The sequence below is a fragment of the Microbacterium sp. EG9 genome (assembly GCF_059759475.1).
Genome location: NZ_CM186217.1, coordinates 854,459 through 877,872 on the forward strand (window position 1 = coordinate 854,459; position 23,414 = coordinate 877,872).

Sequence of the window (23,414 nt, forward strand, 5' to 3'; positions counted from 1 at the left end):
GGATCTGCCCGTTCCTGCTCCTTCGCACGATCTCGTGCGCGAAACGCGCGCGCGAGTCTAAACAAAGAAGGAGAGACCTCTTGGAAGGTCCAGAAATCACCGCCGCCGAAGCCGTTCTCGACAACGGCCGCTTCGGCACCCGCACGATCCGGTTCGAGACCGGACGACTCGCGCAGCAGGCACAGGGTGCCGTCGCCGCGTACCTCGACGAAGAGACCATGCTGCTGTCGGCCACGAGCGCGGGCAAGCACCCGCGTGAGGGCTTCGACTTCTTCCCGCTGACCGTCGACGTCGAGGAGCGCTCCTACGCCGCCGGCAAGATCCCCGGCTCGTTCTTCCGTCGCGAGGGCCGCCCCTCCACCGAGGCGATCCTCGTCTGCCGCCTCATCGACCGTCCGCTGCGCCCGTCGTTCGTCGACGGCCTGCGCAACGAGGTCCAGATCGTCGTGACCGTGCTGAGCATCGCCCCGGGCGAGTACTACGACGCGCTCGCGATCAACGCGGCATCCCTGTCGACGCAGATCTCCGGTCTGCCGTTCTCGGGCCCCATCGCCGGTGTGCGCCTCGCGCTCATCCCGGGTCACGGCGAGCACGCCGACCAGTGGGTCGCGTTCCCGACGGCCGCCCAGGTCGAGGAGGCCGTGTTCGACCTCATCGTCGCCGGTCGCGTCCTGGAGGACGGCGACGTCGCGATCATGATGGTCGAGGCCGAGGCCACCGAGAACAGCTGGAACCTCATCAAGGCCGGCGCCACCAAGCCCAGCGAGGAGATCGTCGCGCAGGGTCTGGAGGCCGCCAAGCCCTTCATCACCGCGCTCGTCGCCGCGCAGAACGTCGTCGCGAACACCGCGGCCAAGGAGATCCAGCCGTACCCGGTCTTCCCGCCGTACGCGACGGAGACCTACGACTTCGTCGCCGGTCGCGCCTACGACCGTCTGGTGCCGGTGTACCAGATCGCCGACAAGATCGAGCGCCAGAACGCCGACGACGCCGTCAAGGACGACGTCAAGGCTCAGCTGGTCGCCGCCGTCGAGGCGGGCGAGCTGCCCGACAGCGCGCTGGCCGAGTTCGGCGCCGCCTACAAGTCGGTCACCAAGCTGATCGTCCGCGGCCGCATCCTCACCGAGGGCGTCCGCATCGACGGCCGCGGCCTGGCGGACATCCGTCCGCTGGATGCCGAGGTCCAGGTCATCCCGCGCGTGCACGGCTCCGCGATCTTCCAGCGCGGTGAGACCCAGATCCTGGGCGTCACGACGCTGAACATGCTCAAGATGGAGCAGCAGATCGACTCGCTGTCGCCGACCACGAGCAAGCGCTACATGCACCACTACAACTTCCCGCCCTACTCGACCGGTGAGACCGGCCGCGTCGGGTCGCCGAAGCGTCGCGAGATCGGGCACGGCTTCCTGGCCGAGCGCGCGCTCGTTCCGGTGCTGCCCAGCCGCGAGGAGTTCCCCTACGCGATCCGTCAGGTGTCCGAGGCCCTCGGCTCCAACGGCTCGACCTCGATGGGCTCCGTCTGCGCCTCGACCCTGTCGCTGCTGAACGCGGGTGTGCCGCTGCGCGCCCCCGTCGCCGGCATCGCGATGGGTCTGGTCTCCGACCAGGTCGACGGCCAGACGCGCTACGCCGCGCTGACCGACATCCTGGGCGCGGAGGACGCGCTCGGCGACATGGACTTCAAGGTCGCCGGTACCAGCGAGTTCGTCACGGCGATCCAGCTCGACACGAAGCTCGACGGCATCCCGTCGTCGGTGCTGACCGCCGCGCTGACGCAGGCGAAGGACGCGCGCATGACGATCCTGAACGTCCTGAACGCCGCGATCGACGGCCCGGACGAGATGGCTCCGACGGCGCCGCGCGTCATCAGCGTGCAGATCCCGGTCGACAAGATCGGCGAGCTGATCGGCCCGAAGGGCAAGACGATCAACGCGATCCAGGACGAGACGGGTGCGCAGATCTCCATCGAGGAGGACGGCACCGTCTACATCGGCGCGACCGACGGCCCCTCGGCCGAGGCCGCCCGCGCCCAGGTGAACGCGATCGCGAACCCGACCAACCCCGAGGTCGGCGAGCAGTTCCTCGGAACGGTCGTCAAGCTCGCGGCGTTCGGCGCCTTCATCTCGCTGCTTCCCGGCAAGGACGGCCTGCTGCACATCAGCGAGGTGCGCAAGCTCGCCGGTGGCAAGCGTGTCGAGAACGTCGAGGACGTGCTCGGCGTCGGCCAGAAGCTGCTCGTCAAGATCACGAAGATCGACGACCGTGGCAAGCTGTCGCTCGAGCCCGTGCTCGAAGAGGCCGCCGACCAGGAAGGCCGCGCGGCCGCCAGCGAGGGCCCGGAGGCTCCCGCCGAAGGCTGAGCGCACTCGGCGCGGCACCCCGTAGGGTCGCCGCGCCGCCCAAGGACACGGATGCCCGCTTCCTCCCGTCTCGGAGGGGCGGGCATCCGTTCGTTCACGTGATGTCCACCGAATGGCGGACATCCGGTGCCCCGCGTCGGCGTCGTGACGGAAGCGTTATGGAATGTTTACCGTTCGTTCGGCGCGATGCGCGGCGCGGGTGCGGGGCTGGCCTACCCTCGGAACTACACATCGGGGGGTGGGTATCGAGACACACGGGGCCGCAGCGGCGGCAGCGTGAGGGGGTGAACGGATGGGTTACTTCGGCATCGGCGCCACGGCGGCCGGGTCGCGCGTCGTCGCGGCGCCGCACCCCTCCGCGCCCATTCCCGTCCAGGGGGCGCCCGTGGGATCCGTCATCCGCACCGGGCTCGGCGAGTCCGGGCTCGACGTCTTCCCCATCATTCTCGGCGCGGCCGAGTTCGGCTGGCACGTCGACCTCTCCGCCGCCCACGGCATCCTCGACGCGTACCGCGAGTGGGGCGGCAACGCCGTGCACACCTCCGACGGGTACGCCGCCGGGCGCAGCGAGCACATCGTCGGCCAGTGGCTGGGTCGCCGCGGCATCCGTGACGACATGGTGCTGGCCGTGCGGATCGGATCCAACCCCGACAACCCCGGCCTCGGACCGGTCAACCTGATCCGCGCCGTGGAGGCCTCCCTCACGCGGCTGCAGACGGACCGGATCGACCTGCTGTACCTCGACGCGACCTCCGACGACGCGACGACGCTCGAGGACACCCTGGCGACCGTCGAGTGGCTCATCGAGTCGGGGAAGGTGCGCGCCGTCGGCGCGTTCGGTCACTCGGCGGCGCAGCTCGTCGAGGCCCGCATCCTCGCCTCGGCGGGATACCCGCGGTTCACGGTGCTCGACGTGCCCTACAACATCCTCCGCCAGAGCGAGTTCGACGGCGATCTGCGCCTGGTCGCGGGGGCGCAGGGCATCGCGGTCACGCCGTCGCAGGCGCTCGAGCACGGCTACCTCGCCGGCGTGCACCGCGACCGCGCCAACGTCGCGTACTCCGTGCGCGGCATCCAGCTGGCGGCGTCGATGAACAGGCGGGGGTCCCGCACCCTCCGCGCGCTGGATCGGATCGGCGCCGAGCTGGCGATCCCGCCCTCCGCGGTCGCGATCGCGTGGCTGCTCGCGCAGCGCGCCGTCGTCGCACCCATCGTCAACGTCTTCGCCGTCGGTCATGTGGAGGAGCTCGTGCAGGGCGTGGGAGCGCGTCTGAGCCGGGCGCATCTGGCGGAGATCGCCCGCGCGATCCAGTAGTCGTGGCGGCGGCGCGCGGCGCTGTCAAGACCCGGTCGGGCCGCGTCGGCCTGACGTAGGGTGGAAGAGCCCCACCCCCAGGCGAGACGAGTATTGACGTGACGCATTACCTGTACCTCGTGCGACACGGAGAGCATCTCGACGCGGAGCACGGGCTCGAAGACGGTCCGCTGTCGCCGCGCGGTCGCCGCCAGGCGGAGCTGCTGGCCGACCGGCTCTCCGGCGTTCCGCTGGATGCCGTGTGGCACTCTCCCCTCGAACGCGCCGCCGAGACCGCCCGCGCGGTCGCGGGCCGCCTCCCGTCGGTCACGCCCGAGCCGTCGGCGCTGCTGTTCGACTGCATCCCGACCGGCATGCTCCCCGAGACGCCGTCGATCTACGAGCCGTTCTTCGGTTCGTACACCGAGGCGGAGATCGACGCGGGGCGCGCGCAGATGGGCGACGCGGTCGCGGAGTTCCTCGTGCGCAAGCCCGCCGCGCACGAGCTGCTCATCACCCACAACTCCGTGATCGCCTGGTTCGTCCGGGAGGTGCTCGACGCGCCGGACTGGCGCTGGATGACGATCAACCAGGCCCACTGCGGCCTCACGGTGCTCGCCCAGCGCAAGGGGCGGCCGTGGGCGCTCGTGACGCACAACGATCTGGCGCACCTGCCGATGGAGCTGCGCACGGGCCTGCCCGAGGTGCCGCCCGTCTGAGCTCCGGCGTGCGGGAGTGTCGGCGTGCGCAACGTCGGATTCGCTGTCGCCGAGACCCTCCGCGTGCCGTGATCGCGGGGGCTGTGCGGCCCCGACCGTGAGGATCTCCGACGGTCGTCACCCGACGGCGCCGCCGTGATTCACAGCGCCTTGCGCAACCACACCGTCGCGTTGGGGTTGTCGTTGTAGGGCTCGACGGCGGTGAAACCGGAGCGGGCGTAGAGCGCACCGGCCGCGTCGAGGGTGTGGTGCGTGTCGAGCACCAGCTCCGCGGCGCCGAACCCGCGGGCCCGCTCCTCGAGCGCCTCCAGCAGCAGCCGTCCCCATCCCCGGCCGCGCGTGCGCGGCTGGAGGTAGAGGTGCTTCACCTCGTAGCGCGGTCCCGCCGGTCCGTCCTCGATCCGACGGATGCCGCCGCAGCCCGCGTCCGTCGCGTCGGCGCCGTCGTCGTCCACGACGACCAGGAACACGCCGGCCGGGGGAGTGAACACGGATGCCGCGGGAAACACCGGCTGGTAGGCCTGTCCCTGCGGGAAGGCCGCCGCACGCATCCGGAAGTACTCCTCCAGGAGGGCGCGCGAACGGGGATCGTCGGCGGTGAGCGGCTCGAGACGGACCATCCCTCGAGCGTAACCGTGTCGGGTCCACGCCCTAGGCTGGAACCATGACGACGAGAGTGGCCCTCGTGGGCGGCACCGGCAAGCTCGGTGCGATCATCGCCGGCGTGATCGACGAGATGGACGACTTCGAGACGGTCGCCGTGCTCGGCTCGTCGAGCGACCTCGCCGAGATCGACGGCGCCGACCTCGTCGTCGACGCCTCCACGCCCGGCGTCTCGATCGACGTCGTGCGCGCCGCGATCGAGCGGGGCCGGAACGTGCTCGTCGGAACCTCCGGGTGGTCGACCGAGCGGATCGCGCTCGTGCGCCCGCTCGTCGAGGCGGCCGGCACCGGCGCCGTGTTCATCCCGAACTTCTCGCTCGGCTCCGTCGTCGCGACGGCCATCGCCGCGGCCGCCGCACCGCTGTTCCCCTCGATCGAGATCGTCGAGACCCACCGCGAGACCAAGGTGGACTCGCCGAGCGGCACCGCCGTGCGCACGGCCGAGCTCATCGCCGATGCGCGCTCGGCGGTCGGTCCCGTCGCCTCGCCGCACGTCGATCAGCGTGCCCGCGGCCAGCAGGTGGCGAGCGTGCCGATCCACTCACTGCGACGGCCCGGCGTCATCGCGAAGCAGGAGACGATCCTGTCGGGTCCGGGCGAGTCCCTGTCGATCGTGCACGACACGGTCGACCCGGCCCAGGCGTATGCCCCCGGCATCCGCGTCGCCCTCGTCGCCGCCCGCGATGCGCGGGGGGTGACCATCGGCCTCGACGCGCTCATCGATCTCGGGCTCGGTTCCCGCCGCGACGCGGAGACGGCGGAGGCTCGCGTCGACGAGGGCGCGGTCCCCGGCCAGGTCGCCCGCGTCACCGGGGCATGAACGCCCGCATCGGCGTCGCCGTGATGGCGGTGCTGCTGGCGCTCTACATCGTGCTCGTCGCGCAGCGCGCGTGGCTGCTGCTGGTCTCGGGCGAGCCGATCGGCATCGCGATGGGGATCGCCCTGGTGGTGCTGCCGGTCATCGCGGCGTGGGCCCTGTGGCGCGAGCTGGCCTTCGGCCGTGCGGCCGAGCGGCTCGCGAAGCGCCTCGAGGCCGAGCGGGCGCTGCCGGCGGAGGAGCTCGACGTCCGCGTGAGCGGCCGTCCCGACCGGGAACAGGCCGACGCGGTCTTCCCCCTCTACCGCGCGGATGTCGAGCGCCACCCCGACGACTGGCGCGCGTGGTTCCGCCTCGGCCTGGCCTATGACGGCGCCGGCGACCGCCGGCGCGCCCGCGAGGCGATCCGCCGGGCGATCACGATCGAGAAGAACCCGCCGACGGGCTGATCACGCGGGGACGGCGGCGGCCACGGCATCCTCCACCGTGGGGTGGGAGAACGTGAATCCGGATGTCGTGAGCACCTCCGGCACGACGTGCATGTCGCACGTCAGCAAGCCCTCCGCGGCGTCGCGCCCGAGCACGAGCGTGAGCGCCCATTCGGGCACCCGCAGGAGGTAGGGCCGGTTCATCCGGCGTGCGAGGGCGAAGCCGAGGTCGTTCGCCGTCGCGCGCTGGGGTCCCGTGAGGTTGACCGGTCCGGTCGTGCCGGTGTCGATGATGTGGCGGATGGCCCGCACCTCGTCGTCCAGCGAGATCCAGGGCCACACCTGGGTGCCGCGTCCGAGGGGGCCGGAGAGCCCGAGTCTCGTGAGCAGCAGCAGCGGCTTGAGCACGCCGTCGGCGTGCACGACGGGGGCCGTGCGCAGGGTCGTGACGCGAGCCCGGTCGCCCGCCCCGCGCAGCGCCGCCGTCTCCCATTCGCCGCAGAGGTCGGCGAGGAAGGACTCGCCGCGCGGCGAGGACTCGGTGAGGGTCGCGCCGGGGACGGAGGGGTAATAGCCCACCGCGGACGACGAGACGAAGGCCGGTGCGTCGTCGCCGAGGCTGCGCACGGCCGCGGCGAGCGCCTGGGTCGGCGCGATCCGCGACCACACCAGGTCGTGCTTGTAGCGGCGCGTCCACGGGAAGCGTCCCAGGGTGGCGCCGTTGAGGCCGACGACCGCCCGCGCGCCGGCGAGCACCGCCGGGGGCAGGGGCGTGCGGCCGGGGTCCCAGGTGACCTCGTCGCCGGCCGTGCTCGCGCGACGGACGAGGCGGGTCACCGGGATGCCGTCGGCGCGCAGCGAGTCCGACAGCGCTCGTCCGATGAGGCCGGAGGCGCCGGCGATGACGACGCGGCCCTCGGCGGCGGTGTCAGGCAAGCGTGGCCTCGAGCGTGATCTCGATGCCGGTCAGCGCCGCCGACACGGGGCAGCCCGACTTGGCCTCGCCGGCGATGCGCGCGAACTCCTCGGCCGACAGCCCGGGCACGACCGCATTGACGTTGAGGTGCGATCCCGTGATGCCGGTGCCGGGGATGAACGTGACGGATGCCGTCGTCTCGATGCTCTCGGGCGGGGTGCCGTTGCCGGTCAGGGCGTGGGAGAGGGCCATGCTGAAGCAGGAGGAATGGGCCGCGGCCAGCAGCTCCTCGGGCGTCGTGACCGACGAGGAGCCCTCGCTGCGGGCCTTCCAGTCGACCGCGAACGGCCCCTGATTGGAGCTCTCGAGGGCGATCTCGCCGGATCCGTCGGTGAGGGATCCCTTCCAGCTCGTGGACGCTTCGCTCGTGACGCTCATGACTGCTCCTCGATGTCGTGGGGATTCGTTCCCGAGCCTAGACGCGCCCGCCCCGCGACGGAATGGGGGACGCGTGGAGCGCCCGGTCAGACGGCGGCGGCCGCGGTGACGCGATCGAGCTCGAGCTCGATCGCATTGCGGTTGGGCGTGCCGCCGAAGCGCGTCTGGACGACGCCGTGCCGATCCAGGATGAGCGTCGTCGGCGTCTGCAGCACGTGGAAGTGCTTCGCGATGTCGGGGCGGTGCGTGAGGTCGACGTCGAGGTGGAGGACGCCGTCGTGCGCGTCGGCGATCGATCCCAGCACGCGGTGCACGCCCGGGCAGCGGGAGCACATCTCGGTGCTGAACTGCAGGAGCGTCGCCCGCTCGCCGAGCGCCGGGGCCCCGAGCCGCTGCGGCTCGACGACCTCATCGGGGTTCTGCCGGCGAGGACGGCTCTGCTTCCAGCGGAGGAAGAGGCCGACGCCGACGGTGACGGCGAGAAGCGCCGTGAGCAGGAGCACGGCATCGACGATGGTCACAATCTGCCACGATACCGCCGCTTCGGGCTTCGAGGCGCGGTGCGCGGGCAGATGACGGGCCGTGCGTAACAGAGCCGATGTCCGCGCACGCCGGTAGTCTGACTGGCGTGACCGCGGCATCCATCCCCACCCCCTACGAGGATCTCTTGCGCGACGTGCTCGCCCACGGCGTGCACAAGGACGACCGCACCGGAACGGGGACCACGAGCGTCTTCGGTCGGCAGATCCGGTTCGACCTCGCGCAGGGCTTCCCGCTCATCACGACCAAGCGCGTGCACCTGAAGTCGATCGTCTACGAGCTGATGTGGTTCCTGCGCGGCGAGTCGAACGTCGCATGGCTCCAGGAGCACGGCGTGAGCATCTGGGACGAGTGGGCGGATGCCGACGGCGAGCTCGGTCCGGTCTACGGCGTCCAGTGGCGCTCCTGGCCCACGCCGTCGGGTGGTCAGATCGATCAGATCTCGCAGGTCATCGAGCAGATCCGCAGCAACCCCGACTCGCGGCGGCTCATCGTGTCGGCGTGGAACCCGGCGGACATCCCGCAGATGGCGCTGGCTCCCTGCCATGCGCTCTTCCAGTTCTACGTGGCGGACGGCAAGCTGTCGTGCCAGCTGTACCAGCGCAGCGCCGACATGTTCCTCGGGGTGCCGTTCAACATCGCGTCCTACGCGCTGCTGACGCTGATGATCGCGCAGCAGACGGGGCTCGAGCCGGGTGATTTCGTCTGGACCGGGGGCGACTGCCACATCTACGACAACCATGTCGAGCAGGTGCGCGAGCAGCTCTCCCGCGATCCGTATCCGTACCCGCGGCTGTCGTTCGCCCGCACCCCGGCGTCGATCTTCGACTACACGTACGAGGACGTCGTCGTCGAGGACTACCGGCACCACCCCGCGATCCGCGCGGCCGTGGCCGTATGACGCGACTGGGGCTGATCTGGGCCGAGGCGCGTGGCGGCGTGATCGGCAAGGACGGCGGGATGCCGTGGCACGTGCCCGAGGACCTCGCGCACTTCCGCGCCGTGACGACGGGTGCTCCCGTGGTCATGGGCCGGCGCACCTGGGAGTCGTTCCCGCCGCGTTTCCGGCCGCTCCCGGGGCGGCGCAACATCGTGGTCAGCCGCGATCCCGGCTGGGTCGACGAGGGCGCCGAGCGGGCCTCCTCGCTGGACGACGCCCTGGCGCTCGCGGCGCCGGAGCCCGAGGTGTGGGTCATCGGCGGCGCGGGACTGTTCGCGGAGGCGATCGCGCGCGCGGACGTGCTCGAGGTGACCGAGCTCGACCTCGAGGTGGACGGCGACACCTTCGCTCCGGTCCGCGCGGGCTGGAGCGTCGCGCGCATCGACCCCGCCGAGGGCTGGACGGTGTCGCGGACCGGCATCCCCTACCGTTTCCTGACGCTGATCCGTCCCTGATCCTCCCGATCGGCACTAGCGTGGCCCCATGCCCAGGACAGCACTGATCACGGGGGCGAGCTCGGGTCTCGGCGCCGAGTTCGCGCGTCAGCTCGCCGCCCGCGGAGCCGATCTGGTGCTCGTCGCGCGCGATCGCGCCGCACTGGAAGCCCTGGCCGCGCGATTGCGCGCCGACACGGGCGTCGGCGTCGAGGTGCTCGCCGCCGACCTCGTCGCCGACGAGGGCCTGGCGGCGGTGGCCGAGCGCGTCGCCGACCGCCGGCATCCGATCGAGATCCTCGTCAACAACGCGGGCTTCGGTCTCGACCTCGACTTCGCCGCGAACGACATCGCCGACGAGCAGCGTCACCTCGACCTGCACGTGCGGGCGACGATGCGCCTGAGCCACGCGGCACTCGGCGGGATGCTCGAACGGGGGAGCGGTCGTGTCATCAACGTCGCCTCCGTCGCGGGCTTCCTGCCGCGCGGAACCTACGGCGCCGTCAAGGCGTGGGTGATCTCGTTCAGCCGCTGGGCGAACGCGGTCTACCGGCCGCGCGGCGTGACGGTCACGGCCGTCTGCCCGGGCTTCACCCACACCGACTTCCACGCCCGTCTGGGACTGCCCCCGGGGGAGGAGGGCATCCCCGCCGCGATGTGGCTGGAGGCCGCCGACGTCGTCCGTGAGGGGCTGCGCGACGCGGCACGCGGCACGGCGGTGTCCATCCCCTCGCTGCGCTACAAGGTGCTCGTCGGCCTCGCACGCGCGCTGCCCGCGCCCTGGGCGGCGCGACTCGCCGCGACCGGGCGGTGACGGCCCGCTCCGACCTCCGCCCCGCGAGCCGCTAGCCTGGAGGCATGACGCACTCGGGCAATCCCTTCGGACAGGTCCTCGTCGCGCTCGTCACCCCGATGACGGCCGACGGTGAAGTCGACTGGCCCGCCGTCGAGAAGCACATCGACGACGTCATCACCGCCGGCGCCGACGGCATCGTCGTCACCGGCACGACGGGGGAGACGAGCACGCTCACCGACCCCGAGAAGCTCACGCTCGTCGAGGTCGGCAAGTCGGTCTCCGCCGGCCGCGCCAAGATCATCACCGGCGGCGGCTCGAACGAGACGGCGCACGCCATCGAGCTCTACAAGGCGAGCGAGAAGGCCGGCGCCGACGGCATCATGATCGTCACGCCGTACTACAACAAGCCGACGCAGGCCGGCATCCTGACGCACTTCCGCCTCGTCGCCGATGCGACCGACCTCCCGGTCATCCTCTACGACATCCCCGGCCGCACCGGGGTGCCGATCAAGTACGAGACCATCCTGCGGCTGGCCAACCACCCGAACATCCTCGCCGTGAAGGACGCCAAGGGCGACTTCAGCGAGGTGAGCCGGGTGCTCAACCAGACCGATCTCATGTACTTCTCCGGCGACGACGCCAATGTGCTCCCGCACCTGTCGATCGGCGCCGCGGGCCTGATCGGCGTGACGGCGAACATCACCGCGACGCCCTACCGCGTCATCGTGGATGCCGTGAACCGCGGCGACCTGGCCACCGCCACGGCCGCCCACCAGCAGCTCGAACCGCTCGTCCGCGCCGTCATGACCCACGTCCCCGGCACGGTGAGCGCGAAGTACATCCTGCACGGACTGGGCCGCATCTCCAGCCCGCGCGTGCGTCTGCCGCTCGTCGGACCCGAAGAGTGGGAGGCCGCCCTCATCGAGGACGAGCTCGCGCTCGTCACGGGCGTCGACGGTGCAGACTTCTCCAACTTCCGACCCGACCGCAACGCCGCCGCCGGCGGCGCGCTCCCCAAGGTCCACGGCACCACCCGCTGAGCGACCGCGATACCGGTGGATGCCGCGGCATCCACGAAAGGCAGACGATGCCCACGACGTTCTCCGAGCCCCCCGCGCTCGCCCCTCAGACCCTCCGCGTGATCCCGCTCGGCGGGCTCGGCGAGATCGGTCGCAACATGACGGTCTTCGAGTACGAGGGCAAGCTCCTCGTGGTCGACTGCGGGGTGCTCTTCCCCGAGGAGCACCAGCCCGGGGTCGACCTCATCCTCCCCGACTTCGAGCCCATCAAGGACCGGCTCGACGACGTCGTGGGCGTCGTGCTCACGCACGGCCACGAGGACCACATCGGCGCGGTGCCCTACCTGCTGCGCCTGAAGAGCGACATCCCCCTCATCGGCTCGAAGCTGACCCTCGCGCTCGTGGAGGCGAAGCTCAAGGAGCATCGCATCAAGGCGTACACCCTCACGGTCGAGGAGGGGCAGGAGGAGCAGGTCGGCCCGTTCGATCTCGAGTTCGTCGCGGTCAACCACTCGATCCCCGACGCGCTCGCCGTCGCGATCCACACGGATGCCGGCACGGTGCTCGCCACGGGCGACTTCAAGATGGACCAGCTGCCGCTGGACGGCCGCCTCACCGACCTCCGCGCCTTCGCCAGCCTCGGCGAGGACGGCGTGGACCTGTTCCTCGTCGACTCGACCAACGCCGACGTCCCCGGCTTCACGCCGCTCGAGCGCGACATCGGCCCGGTGCTCGACCAGGTCATCGCCAAGGCTCCCCGTCGCGTCATCGTCGCGAGCTTCTCCAGTCACGTCCACCGTGTGCAGCAGGTCATCGACGCGGCCGCCGCCAACGGGCGCCGGCTCGCGTTCCTCGGCCGCTCGATGGTGCGCAACATGACCATCGCCGAGGACCTCGGCTATCTGCACGTGCCCGACGGCGTGCTCATCGACTACAAGAAGGCGCAGGACCTGCCGGACGACAAGATCGTCTACATGTCGACGGGGTCGCAGGGCGAGCCGATGGCCGTGCTCAGCCGCATGGCCAACCTCGACCACGCGATCGAGCCCGGTCCGGGCGACACCGTGATCCTCGCCTCGAGCCTCATCCCGGGCAATGAGAACGCGGTGTACCGCGTGATCGACGGCCTCACCAAGCTCGGCGCGAACGTCGTGCACAAGGGCAACGCCAAGGTGCACGTCTCGGGCCACGCCGCCGCCGGCGAGCTGCTCTACTGCTACAACATCCTGCAGCCGCGCAACGTCATGCCGGTGCACGGCGAGTACCGGCACCTCATCGCGAACGCGAAGCTCGCGCAGGACACCGGCATCCCCGCGGAGAACACGATCATCGCGGAGAACGGCACGGTGGTCGACCTCAAGGGCGGCGTCGCCCGCGTCGTCGGCCAGCTCGACCTCGGCTTCGTCTACGTCGACGGCTCGACCGTCGGCGAGATCACGGATGCGGACCTGAAGGACCGCCGCATCCTCGGCGAGGAGGGCTTCATCTCGGTCATCGTCGTCGTGGACGCCGCGACCGGACGGATCATCACGGGCCCCGAGATCCACGCCCGCGGCTTCGCCGAGGACGACAGCGTCTTCGACGACGTCAAGCCGAAGATCGCCGCCGCGCTCACGGAGGCGGCGCAGTCGGGCGTGCGGGACGCCCACGCGCTGTCGCAGGTCGTCCGCCGCACGATCGGCCGCTGGGTCAACCAGCGTCTGCGCCGGCGGCCGATGATCGTGCCGCTCGTCATCGAGGCCTGAGCGGTCGCGGCGGGGCGCTAGCATCGGCTCCATGCCCGTCAGCTTCCGTGTGCGCCCTGCGACGCAGGCCGATGGCGCGTTCCTCGGCGACATGGTCGTCGAGGCGGCGAACTGGCGGCAGGGCGGAGCGCGTCCGCGGCACGAGGTGCTGACGCATCCGGACCACACCCGCTACATCTCGGGCTGGATGCGGCCCGGCGATGCCGGCTTCATCGCCGTCGACGCGCAGGACGATCCGCTCGGAGCGGCCTGGTACCGGATGCTGCCGCGCACCGACCCCGGCTTCGGCTACATCGGCACGGGCGTGCCCGAGCTCATCATCGGCGTGCGTCCGATCTGGCGAGCCCACGGCGTCGGCCGGGCCCTGCTCCAGCGGCTCTGCGAGCACGCCCGGGCGCAGGGCTACGGCCGGATCAGCCTGTCGGTCGAGCGGGGCAACTACGCCCAGTCGCTCTACCGCAGCGAGGGCTTCGCCGTCACGCAGGCCGGCCACGGTCGCGACACGATGGTCAAGCGCCTGCGCTGATCCCCGGCGGGGCCGGCGAGGCCGGCGCGATCCGGAAGGCGGCGCCGGATGCGGGCTCGGGCCGCGTCAATCCGGCGATCCGGGGTCCCCGCGGCCTACCGTGGAGTAATGGCACGATCCACGAGCACGCCCACGAACGCCCGCGCGTCCGCGAAGGGCTCCTCGTCGCGTGCCCGCAAGCCCGCGCCGGCACCCAAGAAGTACGTCGACGAGGAGGAGCACCCGCCCGTCGCCGTGCGCGCGTGGCTCGGCGTCGCCCATGCCGTCGGCGGAATGTTCCGGGCGTTCGGCCAGGAGACGCTCGAAAAGGACCAGCGTCGCGACGGCTTCCCGTTCCTGCTCGTGCTGCTGGCGACGGCCGGTGCCGTGGTCGAGTGGTTCCTCATCGGGACCGACGTCGGCACGACCATCAGCGCGTTCACCGTCGGCGCGCTCATCGGGCGCGTCGCGTTCATCATGCCCGTGCTGCTGATGCTGCTGGCCGGGTGGCTCTTCCGGCATCCGCCGTCGGTGCACGACAACGGTCGCATCGGCATCGGGTTCGGCCTGTTCGTCCTGGCGATCGCGGGTTTCTGCCACGTCGCCGGGGGGCGTCCGCAGCCGCGCGAGGGACTTCCCGCGCTCAGCACCGCGGGTGGCCTGTTCGGGTGGACCGTGGGCGAGCCGCTCACGCTGCTGACGGAGATCGGCGCCTATCTGGTGCTCGCCGTCGTCACCTTCTTCAGCGTGCTCATCATCACCAAGACCCCGCCGAACCGGATCGGGCGGCGTCTCGGCGACCTGTACGCGTGGATGTTCGGCGCGGAACGGCCGGAGTCGGCACCCGCGGGCGAGACCGCGCCGACCGTCGCCTTCGCCGAGGGCGAGGACGCCGCGCAGAAGGAGCTGCCCTGGTGGCGCCGCAATAAGTCGGGACGCGAGGAGGACGTCGACGGTCATCTGGGCTCCGACGACCTGACGGCCCTTCTGGACACCACCGGCGACGGCGGCTTCGAGCAGGCGGTCGCGGTGCCGCCCGTCCCGCCGCTGCCCCTTGCCGACGCGCCCACCGAGATCATCGACCCCTCGGTGATCGCGAACGCGAAGAAGGCCGCCCGCCGTGCCGACACCGGCATCCGGGAGGACAGCGGCGAGATCATCCTCGACGACGGCACGCTGCCCGGCATCTCCGCCCTCGGCGACGACCACGACGGTCGCCCGCCGCAGGCGCCCTACGTGCTGCCCTCGGTGGCGGCGCTGGCGCAGGGAACGCCGCCGAAGGCGCGTTCCGAGGCGAACGACCGCGTCGTCGCGGCGATCATGGGCGTGTTCGAGCAGTTCGGCGTGGACGCCCGCGTCACGGGCTTCTCGCGCGGACCGACGGTCACCCAGTACGAGATCTCCCTCGGCCCGGGCGTCAAGGTCGAGCGCATCACGGCGCTGACCAACAACATCGCCTACGCCGTCGCCTCCAACGAGGTCCGCATCCTCGCGCCCATCCCGGGCAAGAGCGCGATCGGCGTGGAGATCCCCAACACCGACCGTGAGATCGTCACCCTCGGCGACGTGCTGCGCTCCCCGGCCTCCACGGGCCAGACCCATCCGATGACGATCGGCGTCGGCAAGGACGTCGGCGGCGGGTACGTCGTCGCGAACCTCGCGAAGATGCCCCACCTGCTCGTGGCCGGCTCCACCGGCTCGGGCAAGTCGAGCTTCGTGAACTCGATGATCACGAGCCTCCTCATGCGCGCCAAGCCCTCCGAGGTGCGGATGGTGCTGATCGACCCCAAGCGCGTCGAGCTCACGAGCTACGCCGGGGTGCCGCACCTCATCACGCCCATCATCACGAACCCGAAGAAGGCCGCCGAGGCGCTCCAGTGGGTCGTGAAGGAGATGGACATGCGCTACGACGACCTCGCGTCGTTCGGCTTCCGTCACATCGACGACTTCAACCGGGCCGTGGTCGCGGGCGAGATCAACCTCCCCGTCGGCAGCGAGCGCGTGCTCAAGCCCTACCCCTACCTGCTGGTCGTCGTCGACGAGCTCGCCGACCTCATGATGGTGGCCCCTCGCGACGTCGAGGACTCGATCGTGCGCATCACCCAGCTCGCTCGCGCGAGCGGCATCCACCTCGTGCTTGCCACGCAGCGCCCCTCGGTGGACGTCGTGACCGGTCTCATCAAGGCGAACGTCCCGTCGCGGCTCGCGTTCGCCGTCACGAGCGTCACGGACTCCCGCGTCATCCTCGACCAGCCCGGCGCCGACCGCCTGATCGGCCAGGGCGACGGCCTGTTCCTCCCGATGGGCGCCTCGAAGGCCATCCGCGTGCAGGGGGCGTGGGTCGCCGAGAGCGAGATCGAGAAGGTCGTCACCCACGTCAAGAACCAGGCGCGACCCGACTATCGCGCCGACGTGCAGGCGGTCGCCGAGAAGAAGGAGATCGACGCCGACATCGGGGACGACCTCGACCTGCTGCTGGCGGCGGCCGAGCAGATCATCTCGACGCAGTTCGGGTCCACGTCGATGCTGCAGCGCAAGCTCCGCGTCGGGTTCGCCAAGGCCGGACGACTGATGGACCTCCTGGAGTCCCGCGAGATCGTCGGCCCCTCGGAGGGCTCGAAGGCCCGCGACGTCCTCGTCACACCGGACCAGCTCCCCGAGGTGCTCGCGCGCCTCCGCGGCGACGATCCGCCGGCGGCGGCGGCGTCGGCCGACCCGTACGGTCCGGATGCCGTGACCTCGCAGTTCGAGGGCCTCGATGTCGTGGACGGCGACGAGGGCTCCGAGGATGCCTGGGGTCTGACCGGCCGCGACTGAGCGCGGCGACGCGGCGAGCCCGCGGGTAGGCTCGGCTCGTGGCGATTCCCCGGCAGCTCCCGAACGCGATCACGATCGTGCGCATCCTGTGCGCACCGGTCTTCCTCTGGATGCTCCTCGCCGACCAGGGCGCCGACGGGGCGCTGCGCTGGTGGGCGGGCGCGCTGTTCATCGTGGCGATCGCGACCGACGGCATCGACGGCTACCTCGCCCGCCGGTACGAGATCGTCACCGACCTCGGCAAGCTCCTCGATCCCATCGCCGACAAGGCGCTCACCGGCTGTGCGTTCGTCGGCCTCTCCCTCCTGGGCGAGCTGCCCTGGTGGGTCACGATCCTCGTGCTGGTGCGCGAGGTGGGCATCACGGTGCATCGCCTCGTCGTCGCGAGCGACCACGTCGTGGCCGCCGCGTGGATGGGCAAGCTCAAGACGGTGGCCCAGGCCGTCGCGCTCTCGCTCGCGCTGCTGCCGCTGTGGACCCTCGTCGGCGACGGGATCCACGTGGTCAACACGATCGCCATGGTCATCGCGGTCGTCCTCACCGTCGCGAGCGGTCTCGACTACGTCGTGACCGAGGTGCGCGGCGCGCGCGCGTCGCGGGCGGCCGGATCCGGGGAGCCCCGGCGATGACCGCGTCGCCCACCCCCGCGTCCGGCGAGACCGGCCTCTCCGACGACCTCGAGAGCACCCTCGTCTCGGTCGGTCGCCGCACCGACCCCGAACGCCTCGTGGCCCGGTTGGCGGAGCTGGGCTGGACCATCGCCGCCGCGGAGTCGCTCACGGGCGGTCTCGTCGCCGCCTCCATCGTCTCGGTGTCGGGGGCGTCGCGGGTCTTCCGCGGCGCGGTGGTCGCCTACGCGACCGACGTCAAGGCGAGCCTGCTCGGGGTGGAGCAGCACCTCCTCGACGCGCACGGGCCCGTCCACCCGCGGGTCGCGAGCCAGATGGCCGAGGGGGCCCGCCGCGCCCTCGGACGCGACGGTGTTCCGGCCGATGTCGGCATCGCGACCACCGGCATCGCCGGCCCGGTCTCGTCCGACGGGCAGCCGGTGGGCACCGTGCACATCGCCGTCGCGACGCCCCTGGGCTCGCGGGTGGAGTCGGTGCAGCTAGACGGCGACCGGGACGGCATCCGTGCCGAGACCGCGGCGCGCGCCATCCGACTGGTGCTCGACGCGCTCTGACGCGCCCGCCCGCGCGCGGGCGATGTCGCGGGGAATACCGTTCGTGTCGCGCCGGTTACGTCTGAGCGATTCCCAACCATTACCCAGCACGTGAGGGCTATCGTGGCCAGCAAGTCGGGTACTGTTGTCCACCCGGGTACCGAAACCGGCGAGGGAACACGAGTAGAGGAGGGGGCCCGAACATGATCCTGGTTCGTCAGGAGATCGGCGAAGTCCTGCGCGACTTCCGTCTGCAGAAGGGGCGCACCCTCCGTCAGGTCGCCGGGCGCGCGAGCGTCGCCCTGGGCTACCTCAGCGAGGTCGAGCGCGGTCAGAAGGAGGCGTCGAGCGAGATCCTCGCCGCCGTCGCCGAGGCCCTCGACGTCCCGATCTCGACCATCATGCGCGAGGTGGGCGACCGCCTGTCCGTCCTCGAAGGCCTGCAGGTCTTCCCCGACGTCGTCCCCGACGATCTGGCCGCCCTCGACGGCGGTCTGGTCCAGCCCGAGCTCTCGCTGCGCTGACGTGCGGCGCAGTGAGTTCGCGCGCGCGGTCGCGGACGAATTCGGTCCCCGCGGGTCGAGCCTCGTCGCCGATCTCGCCCTGTCCGGTGTCGGTCATCGCACCGCGGCGCAGGCGTTGGCCGACGGGGTGGATCCGCGGGAGATCTGGCTCGCGCTGTGCGTGGAGACCGACGTGCCTCTCGCGCGCCGACACGGCGTGGGCATGATGGAGCCCCGTCGGCGCTGACGGTGTGCGCGGCGCCACGGCGTGTCGCGATCTCGAAACTCTGTTCGAGGAGCGTAGGCTCCTGCACATGAGGTAGAGCGAGATGTTTGTCCACATCCGTGGGCGTGCCCCCGACCGATGTCGGAGGCGCTCCCTAGCGTGGACATCGTCATCACGACACCTCCGCCTTGTCGCAGCGTCCCTCCCGTCGGGTGGGAGCGCGACAGCCTACAGGCGACGGAATCCCCGACGCGGCCGAGCCGCCGACGGCAGAGCACAAGGAGCACGTCATGCCCTCACCCGCCGACCGCGAGAAGGCCCTCGAATCGGCCCTCGCCCAGATCGACCGGCAGTTCGGAAAGGGCTCGGTCATGCGACTGGGCAGCGACGAGCGCGCCCCCGTCGAGGTCATCCCGACCGGATCCATCGCGCTGGACGTCGCCCTCGGCGTCGGGGGTCTGCCGCGCGGCCGCATCATCGAGATCTACGGTCCCGAGTCGTCGGGTAAGACGACCCTGACGCTGCACGCGATCGCCAACGTGCAGCGCGCGGGCGGCATCGCCGCCTTCATCGACGCGGAGCACGCGCTCGACCCCGACTACGCCCAGAAGCTGGGCGTCGACATCGACCAGCTCCTCGTCTCGCAGCCCGACACGGGGGAGCAGGCCCTGGAGATCGCCGACATGCTGGTGCGCTCGGGCGCGATCGACCTCGTCGTGATCGACTCGGTCGCCGCGCTGGTGCCCAAGGCCGAGATCGAGGGCGAGATGGGAGACTCGCACGTGGGTCTGCAGGCGCGACTGATGTCGCAGGCGCTGCGCAAGCTCACCGGTGGGCTCAACCAGACCAACACCACGATGATCTTCATCAACCAGCTGCGCGAGAAGATCGGCGTGTTCTTCGGCTCGCCCGAGACCACCGCCGGTGGTAAGGCGTTGAAGTTCTACGCGTCGGTGCGCCTCGACATCCGTCGTATCGAGACCCTCAAGGACGGAACCGAGGCGGTCGGAAACCGTACGCGCGTGAAGGTCGTCAAGAACAAGATGGCTCCGCCCTTCAAACAGGCCGAGTTCGACATCCTCTACGGCATCGGCATCTCCCGCGAGGGCTCCCTCATCGACTTCGGCGTGGAGCACGCGCTGGTCAAGAAGTCCGGTGCCTGGTACACCTACGACGGCGAGCAGCTGGGGCAGGGCAAGGAGAACGCGCGCAACTTCCTGCTGAAGAACCCCGACATCGCCGCCGAGATCGAGACCAAGATCAAGCAGAAGCTCGGCATCGGACAGCCGCGCGGCGCGGCCGAGACGGCGCCCGCCGACGATCTGGCTGCGCGCCGCCCGGCCTGATGGGCGGTGCGCGCGACGGGGGCGAGCGCGACGGCCTCGCCCCCGTGATCCCGCTGTTCGGCGGAGCACATCACGCCCGGCGCGACGACGGGGCCGCGGAGGACGCGACTGCGGAGGACAGGACTGTCGGGGACGCGGGCCGCGGGGGAGTGACCCCGTTCCGCGACGCCCCGTCGACGACGTGGCACACGACGTGGACGGACGAGCAGGACAGTCCGGAGGCGGACGCCTGGGATGCCGACACGGCGACTCGTGCGGAGGACGCCGAGGCCGCGCTCGTCAAGCGGCTACGGACGCGGTCGCTCTCGGAGTGGGAGGCGAGGGCCTTCCTCCGCGAGCGCGACCTCGCAGACGACGCGATCGAGCACGTGCTGGCGCGGATGCGCGGCCTCGGCTATCTCGACGACGCGGCGCTCGCGGAGCAGCTCGTCCACAGCGGCGTCGAGCGGAAGGGTCAGGGCCGGGTCATGCTCGCGCAGGCGCTGGCCAAGCGCGGCATCCCTCGTGATGTGGTCGACGAGGCCCTCGGGGCGTTGCCGGACGACGAGGCCGAACGCGCGCTCGACTTCGCGCGCCAGAAGGCGCGATCGCTGCGCGACCTCGATCGCGACACGGCACTGCGGCGACTGTCCGGCCAGCTTGCGCGGCGCGGTTACGGCGCGACGGCGCTGTCGGCCGCCCGGCAGGCGCTCGACGAGCTCGGCCGGCCCGTACGGCGACCGCCCGCGGGTACCGTCCGCTTCGACTGAGCGAGCCCGCCGCCCGCCGCGCCCGCAGTCGCACCGGAGTCCGACGCGTCGTCGGATCGTAGAATGAAGGCACCATGACCTCTCCGTCCGCCGCCCCCACGCTGATCGCGCCGTCGCTCGCCGCCGTCGCCGCCGACGGCCGCACCCGCACCTACGAGGTGCGCACCTTCGGCTGCCAGATGAACGTCCACGACTCCGAGCGGCTGTCGGGTTCGCTCGAGAGCGCGGGATACGTGCGTGCGGATGCGGGGACCGAGGCCGACGTCGTCGTCATCAACACGTGCGCCGTGCGCGACAACGCCGCGGGCAAGCTGTACGGCACGCTCGGACACCTCAAGAGTCGTAAAGACCGCCACGAGGGCATGCAGATCGCGGTCGGCGGCTGCATGGCGCAGATGGACAAGGACGCCGTCCTCGAGAAGGCGCCCTGGGTCGACGTCGTCTTCGGCACCCACAACATGGGATCGCTTCCGCGCCTGCTGGAGCGCGCACGGCACAACGGCGACGCCGAGCTCGAGATCCTCGAGGCCCTCGAGGTGTTCCCCTCCACGCTGCCCACCAAGCGCGACGCCGTCCACAGCGGCTGGGTGTCGATCTCCGTGGGCTGCAACAACACGTGCACGTTCTGCATCGTGCCGAGCCTGCGCGGCAAGGAGAAGGACCGCCGCCCCGGCGACATCCTGAACGAGATCCGGCTCCTCGTCGACGACGGCGCGATCGAGGTCACGCTCCTCGGTCAGAACGTGAACAGCTACGGGGTCGAGTTCGGCGACCGCCAGGCGTTCGGCAAGCTGCTGCGCGCCGCCGGTCAGATCCCCGGCCTGGAACGCATCCGTTTCACGAGCCCGCATCCGGCGGCGTTCACCGACGACGTGATCGACGCGATGGCCGAGACGCCGCAGGTGATGCCTCAGCTGCACATGCCGCTGCAGTCCGGCTCCGACCGGATCCTGCGCGCGATGCGGCGCTCCTATCGCAGCGACCGCTTCCTCGGCATCCTGGACCGGGTCCGTGAGCGGATCCCGCACGCGGCGATCTCCACCGACATCATCGTCGGCTTCCCCGGCGAGACCGACGAGGACTTCGAGGACACGATGCGTGTCGTCGAGCAGGCCCGTTTCGCAAGCGCCTTCACGTTCCAGTACTCCATCCGCGAGGGCACGCCCGCCGCCACGATGCCCGACCAGATCCCCAAGGCCGTCGTCCAGGAGCGCTACGAGCGCCTGGTGGCCCTGCAGGAGCGCATCAGCCTGGAGGAGAACCAGGCCCAGATCGGACGCGAGCTCCAGGTGCTCGTCTCGACGGGCGAAGGGAAGAAGGACGCCGAGACGCGCCGCCTGACCGGCCGCGCGGAGGACAACCGCCTCGTGCACTTCGAGCTGCCCGACGGCTCCGCGGTGCCCCGCCCGGGCGACGTCGTCACCGTGACCGTCACCCACGCCGCTCCCTTCCACCTGCTCGCCGACAGCACCGACGGCGACCCGCTGCAGATCCGCCGCACACGCGCCGGCGATGCGTGGGACCGGACGCAGGCCGAGTCCTGCGGCGTTCCCGCTCCCGCGGGCGCGGAGGGCGGCGCGCCGCGCGCGGTGTCGCTGGGCCTTCCCACGCTGCGCCTCGGGTGACCGGGCGCCTCTGGGCCGTCGTCGGAGCCACCGGCACCGGCAAGACGGACCTGTCGCTGCGCCTCGCCGAGGCGCTGAGCGCCCGGGGACGCGCGGCGGAGATCGTCAACGCCGATGCCATGCAGCTCTACCGCGGGATGGACATCGGGACTGCCAAGCTGCCGGTCGCCGAGCGTCGCGGCATCCCGCACCACCTCTTCGACGTGCTGGAGGTGACCGACGAGGCCGCGGTCGCGGCCTATCAGGATGCCGCGCGCACCGCGATCTCCGACATCTTCTCCCGCGATGCCGACGCCATCCTCGTCGGCGGCTCGGGGCTGTACGTGTCGAGCGTCGTCTACGACTTCCGCTTCCCGCCGCACGACGACGCGGTGCGCGAGCGGCTCGAACAGGACCTCGCCCAGGACGGCCCCGGCGCCCTGCTCGCACGCCTCCGCCTCCTCGATCCGACGACGGCCGAGCGCATCGACGCCCGCAACGGGCGTCGGATCGTCCGTGCGCTCGAGATCGCTCTGCAGGGCGACCGCGGGCACGGCGCGGCACTGCCCGCGGAACCGGTGCGGTGGCATGAGCCCACGATGCTCGTCGGCGTCGAGCTCGACCGTGCGCAGCTCGTCGCACGCCTCGACGAGCGCGTGGAGCGCATGTGGCGCGAGGGGATGCTGGCCGAGGTCGAGGCGCTCCGCGCGCGAGGCCTCGAGCGCGGGGTCACGGCGAGCCGTGCCATCGGGTATGCCCAGGCCGTCGACCAGCTCGCCGGACGCATCGACCAGGCGGAGGCGATCGCGCAGACCCAGGCGTTGACGCGGCGCTACGCGCGGCGACAGGTGTCGTGGTTCCGTCGGTACTCCGGCATCCACTGGGTCGCGCCCGACGCGGACGCCGCCGCGCTGGCAGACTCGACGCCGTGACCGCCGTCGAGATCCGCCCCTTCGCCACCGCCGACACGGACGCCGTCGTCGCGCTCTGGCGAGAGGCGGGGCTGACGCGGCCCTGGAACGACCCCTACCGGGACATCGCCCGCAAGCTCACCGTGCAGCCCGAGCTGTTCCTCGTCGCCCACGATCGGGGCGACCCCGTGGGCACCGTCATGGCCGGCTACGACGGGCATCGCGGGTGGCTGTACTACCTGGCGACGGCCGCGGAGCGTCGCGGCGAGGGGATCGCGCGCCGCCTCGTGGAGACGGCGGAGGAGGGCCTGCGCGCCCTCGGATGCCCGAAGGTGGAGCTGATGGTGCGTCCGGAGAACACCGCGGTCCACGACTTCTACGCCCGCCTCGGGTACGAGCCGTTCGATGTCTGGATGACCGGCAAGCGGCTGATCGCCGACTGACGCGTGCCCGCCGTCCACCCCGCCGGTGCACAGTGCGCG

25 protein-coding genes are annotated in these 23,414 nt (G+C 71.3%); 21 read left to right on the plus strand and 4 right to left on the minus strand.

Annotation, left to right across the window (positions count from 1 at the left end):
* Positions 1-80: 80 nt before the first annotated feature.
* The 3 genes from AC6CQV_RS03970 to AC6CQV_RS03980 all read left to right on the plus strand — a co-directional run bounded on the left by AC6CQV_RS03970 (position 81) and on the right by AC6CQV_RS03980 (position 4,373).
* Positions 81-2,360, plus strand: coding sequence for a polyribonucleotide nucleotidyltransferase (locus AC6CQV_RS03970; RefSeq protein WP_060959464.1), 2,280 nt, complete (start codon positions 81-83; stop codon positions 2,358-2,360).
* A 292-nt stretch (positions 2,361-2,652) separates the two neighbouring features.
* Positions 2,653-3,675 carry an aldo/keto reductase gene (locus AC6CQV_RS03975; protein WP_205283190.1) on the plus strand — a complete coding sequence of 341 codons (1,023 nt, stop codon included), beginning with the start codon at positions 2,653-2,655 and terminating at the stop codon, positions 3,673-3,675.
* Between the two features lie 98 nt (positions 3,676-3,773).
* Positions 3,774-4,373 (plus strand): histidine phosphatase family protein, encoded by a 600-nt coding sequence (locus AC6CQV_RS03980; protein WP_060959466.1) that lies wholly within the window; start codon positions 3,774-3,776, stop codon positions 4,371-4,373.
* 140 nt (positions 4,374-4,513) lie between these two features.
* Here the strand turns inward: AC6CQV_RS03980 and AC6CQV_RS03985 are convergent, their stop codons facing one another.
* On the minus strand, positions 4,514-4,993 hold the full coding sequence (locus AC6CQV_RS03985) for a GNAT family N-acetyltransferase (protein WP_205283189.1): 480 nt from the start codon (positions 4,991-4,993) through the stop codon (positions 4,514-4,516).
* A gap of 44 nt (positions 4,994-5,037) precedes the next feature.
* On the opposite strand from AC6CQV_RS03985, the gene dapB reads away from it, so the two are divergent.
* Both dapB and AC6CQV_RS03995 read left to right on the plus strand, forming a co-directional pair.
* Entirely contained in the window at positions 5,038-5,856 is an 819-nt protein-coding gene (gene dapB / locus AC6CQV_RS03990; protein WP_498260343.1) for a 4-hydroxy-tetrahydrodipicolinate reductase, read from the plus strand.
* A complete protein-coding gene (locus tag AC6CQV_RS03995) occupies positions 5,853-6,302 on the plus strand; it encodes a hypothetical protein (RefSeq protein ID WP_205283187.1) in 450 nt (149 codons plus the stop codon). The genes dapB and AC6CQV_RS03995 overlap by 4 nt, the downstream gene beginning before the upstream one ends.
* Here AC6CQV_RS03995 and AC6CQV_RS04000 read toward each other — a convergent pair whose 3' ends face one another.
* The 3 genes from AC6CQV_RS04000 to AC6CQV_RS04010 form a co-directional block, all read right to left on the minus strand.
* Positions 6,303-7,217 carry a TIGR01777 family oxidoreductase gene (locus AC6CQV_RS04000; protein WP_498260344.1) on the minus strand — a complete coding sequence of 305 codons (915 nt, stop codon included), beginning with the start codon at positions 7,215-7,217 and terminating at the stop codon, positions 6,303-6,305. It lies immediately after the preceding gene.
* Positions 7,210-7,635, minus strand: a complete 426-nt coding sequence (locus tag AC6CQV_RS04005; protein WP_498260345.1) for an OsmC family peroxiredoxin — start codon at positions 7,633-7,635, stop codon at positions 7,210-7,212. The genes AC6CQV_RS04000 and AC6CQV_RS04005 overlap by 8 nt, the downstream gene beginning before the upstream one ends.
* Positions 7,636-7,721: 86 nt before the next feature.
* Entirely contained in the window at positions 7,722-8,156 is a 435-nt protein-coding gene (locus tag AC6CQV_RS04010) for a TlpA family protein disulfide reductase (protein WP_060959472.1), read from the minus strand.
* A 77-nt stretch (positions 8,157-8,233) separates the two neighbouring features.
* Here AC6CQV_RS04010 and AC6CQV_RS04015 point away from each other — a divergent pair, with 77 nt between their 5' ends.
* The 16 genes from AC6CQV_RS04015 to AC6CQV_RS04090 all read left to right on the plus strand — a co-directional run bounded on the left by AC6CQV_RS04015 (position 8,234) and on the right by AC6CQV_RS04090 (position 23,375).
* Positions 8,234-9,076, plus strand: coding sequence for a thymidylate synthase (locus AC6CQV_RS04015; protein WP_498260346.1), 843 nt, complete (start codon positions 8,234-8,236; stop codon positions 9,074-9,076).
* Positions 9,073-9,570, plus strand: coding sequence for a dihydrofolate reductase (locus tag AC6CQV_RS04020; protein ID WP_498260347.1), 498 nt, complete (start codon positions 9,073-9,075; stop codon positions 9,568-9,570). Before AC6CQV_RS04015 ends, AC6CQV_RS04020 begins: the two co-directional genes overlap by 4 nt.
* 28 nt (positions 9,571-9,598) lie before the next feature.
* Positions 9,599-10,363 carry an SDR family NAD(P)-dependent oxidoreductase gene (locus tag AC6CQV_RS04025; RefSeq protein ID WP_492491125.1) on the plus strand — a complete coding sequence of 255 codons (765 nt, stop codon included), beginning with the start codon at positions 9,599-9,601 and terminating at the stop codon, positions 10,361-10,363.
* Between the two features lie 44 nt (positions 10,364-10,407).
* Positions 10,408-11,385 carry a 4-hydroxy-tetrahydrodipicolinate synthase gene (gene dapA, locus AC6CQV_RS04030; protein ID WP_060959476.1) on the plus strand — a complete coding sequence of 326 codons (978 nt, stop codon included), beginning with the start codon at positions 10,408-10,410 and terminating at the stop codon, positions 11,383-11,385.
* 47 nt (positions 11,386-11,432) lie between these two features.
* Entirely contained in the window at positions 11,433-13,109 is a 1,677-nt protein-coding gene (locus tag AC6CQV_RS04035; RefSeq protein WP_060959477.1) for a ribonuclease J, read from the plus strand.
* 31 nt (positions 13,110-13,140) lie between these two features.
* Positions 13,141-13,635, plus strand: coding sequence for a GNAT family N-acetyltransferase (locus AC6CQV_RS04040; protein WP_060959478.1), 495 nt, complete (start codon positions 13,141-13,143; stop codon positions 13,633-13,635).
* A 108-nt stretch (positions 13,636-13,743) separates the two neighbouring features.
* Positions 13,744-16,431 carry an FtsK/SpoIIIE family DNA translocase gene (locus AC6CQV_RS04045; protein ID WP_498260348.1) on the plus strand — a complete coding sequence of 896 codons (2,688 nt, stop codon included), beginning with the start codon at positions 13,744-13,746 and terminating at the stop codon, positions 16,429-16,431.
* 38 nt (positions 16,432-16,469) lie between these two features.
* A complete protein-coding gene (pgsA, locus tag AC6CQV_RS04050; protein WP_060959480.1) occupies positions 16,470-17,060 on the plus strand; it encodes a CDP-diacylglycerol--glycerol-3-phosphate 3-phosphatidyltransferase in 591 nt (196 codons plus the stop codon).
* Positions 17,057-17,614 (plus strand): CinA family protein, encoded by a 558-nt coding sequence (locus tag AC6CQV_RS04055; RefSeq protein ID WP_498260349.1) that lies wholly within the window; start codon positions 17,057-17,059, stop codon positions 17,612-17,614. The genes pgsA and AC6CQV_RS04055 overlap by 4 nt, the downstream gene beginning before the upstream one ends.
* A 182-nt stretch (positions 17,615-17,796) precedes the next feature.
* Positions 17,797-18,117, plus strand: a complete 321-nt coding sequence (locus AC6CQV_RS04060) for a helix-turn-helix domain-containing protein (protein WP_060959482.1) — start codon at positions 17,797-17,799, stop codon at positions 18,115-18,117.
* Between the two features lies 1 nt (position 18,118).
* On the plus strand, positions 18,119-18,343 hold the full coding sequence (locus AC6CQV_RS04065; protein ID WP_060959483.1) for a DUF3046 domain-containing protein: 225 nt from the start codon (positions 18,119-18,121) through the stop codon (positions 18,341-18,343).
* Between the two features lie 269 nt (positions 18,344-18,612).
* On the plus strand, positions 18,613-19,668 hold the full coding sequence (gene recA, locus AC6CQV_RS04070; protein WP_191008780.1) for a recombinase RecA: 1,056 nt from the start codon (positions 18,613-18,615) through the stop codon (positions 19,666-19,668).
* Entirely contained in the window at positions 19,668-20,417 is a 750-nt protein-coding gene (locus AC6CQV_RS04075; RefSeq protein ID WP_498260350.1) for a regulatory protein RecX, read from the plus strand. The genes recA and AC6CQV_RS04075 overlap by 1 nt, the downstream gene beginning before the upstream one ends.
* A gap of 74 nt (positions 20,418-20,491) precedes the next feature.
* Positions 20,492-22,042, plus strand: coding sequence for a tRNA (N6-isopentenyl adenosine(37)-C2)-methylthiotransferase MiaB (gene miaB, locus AC6CQV_RS04080; RefSeq protein WP_498260351.1), 1,551 nt, complete (start codon positions 20,492-20,494; stop codon positions 22,040-22,042).
* The gene (gene miaA / locus AC6CQV_RS04085) at positions 22,039-22,953 is read left to right on the plus strand and encodes a tRNA (adenosine(37)-N6)-dimethylallyltransferase MiaA (protein WP_498260352.1); all 915 of its coding nucleotides are present in this window, start codon (positions 22,039-22,041) and stop codon (positions 22,951-22,953) included. The genes miaB and miaA overlap by 4 nt, the downstream gene beginning before the upstream one ends.
* Positions 22,950-23,375, plus strand: a complete 426-nt coding sequence (locus AC6CQV_RS04090) for a GNAT family acetyltransferase (protein ID WP_191008776.1) — start codon at positions 22,950-22,952, stop codon at positions 23,373-23,375. Before miaA ends, AC6CQV_RS04090 begins: the two co-directional genes overlap by 4 nt.
* The last annotated feature ends 39 nt before the right edge of the window (positions 23,376-23,414 follow it).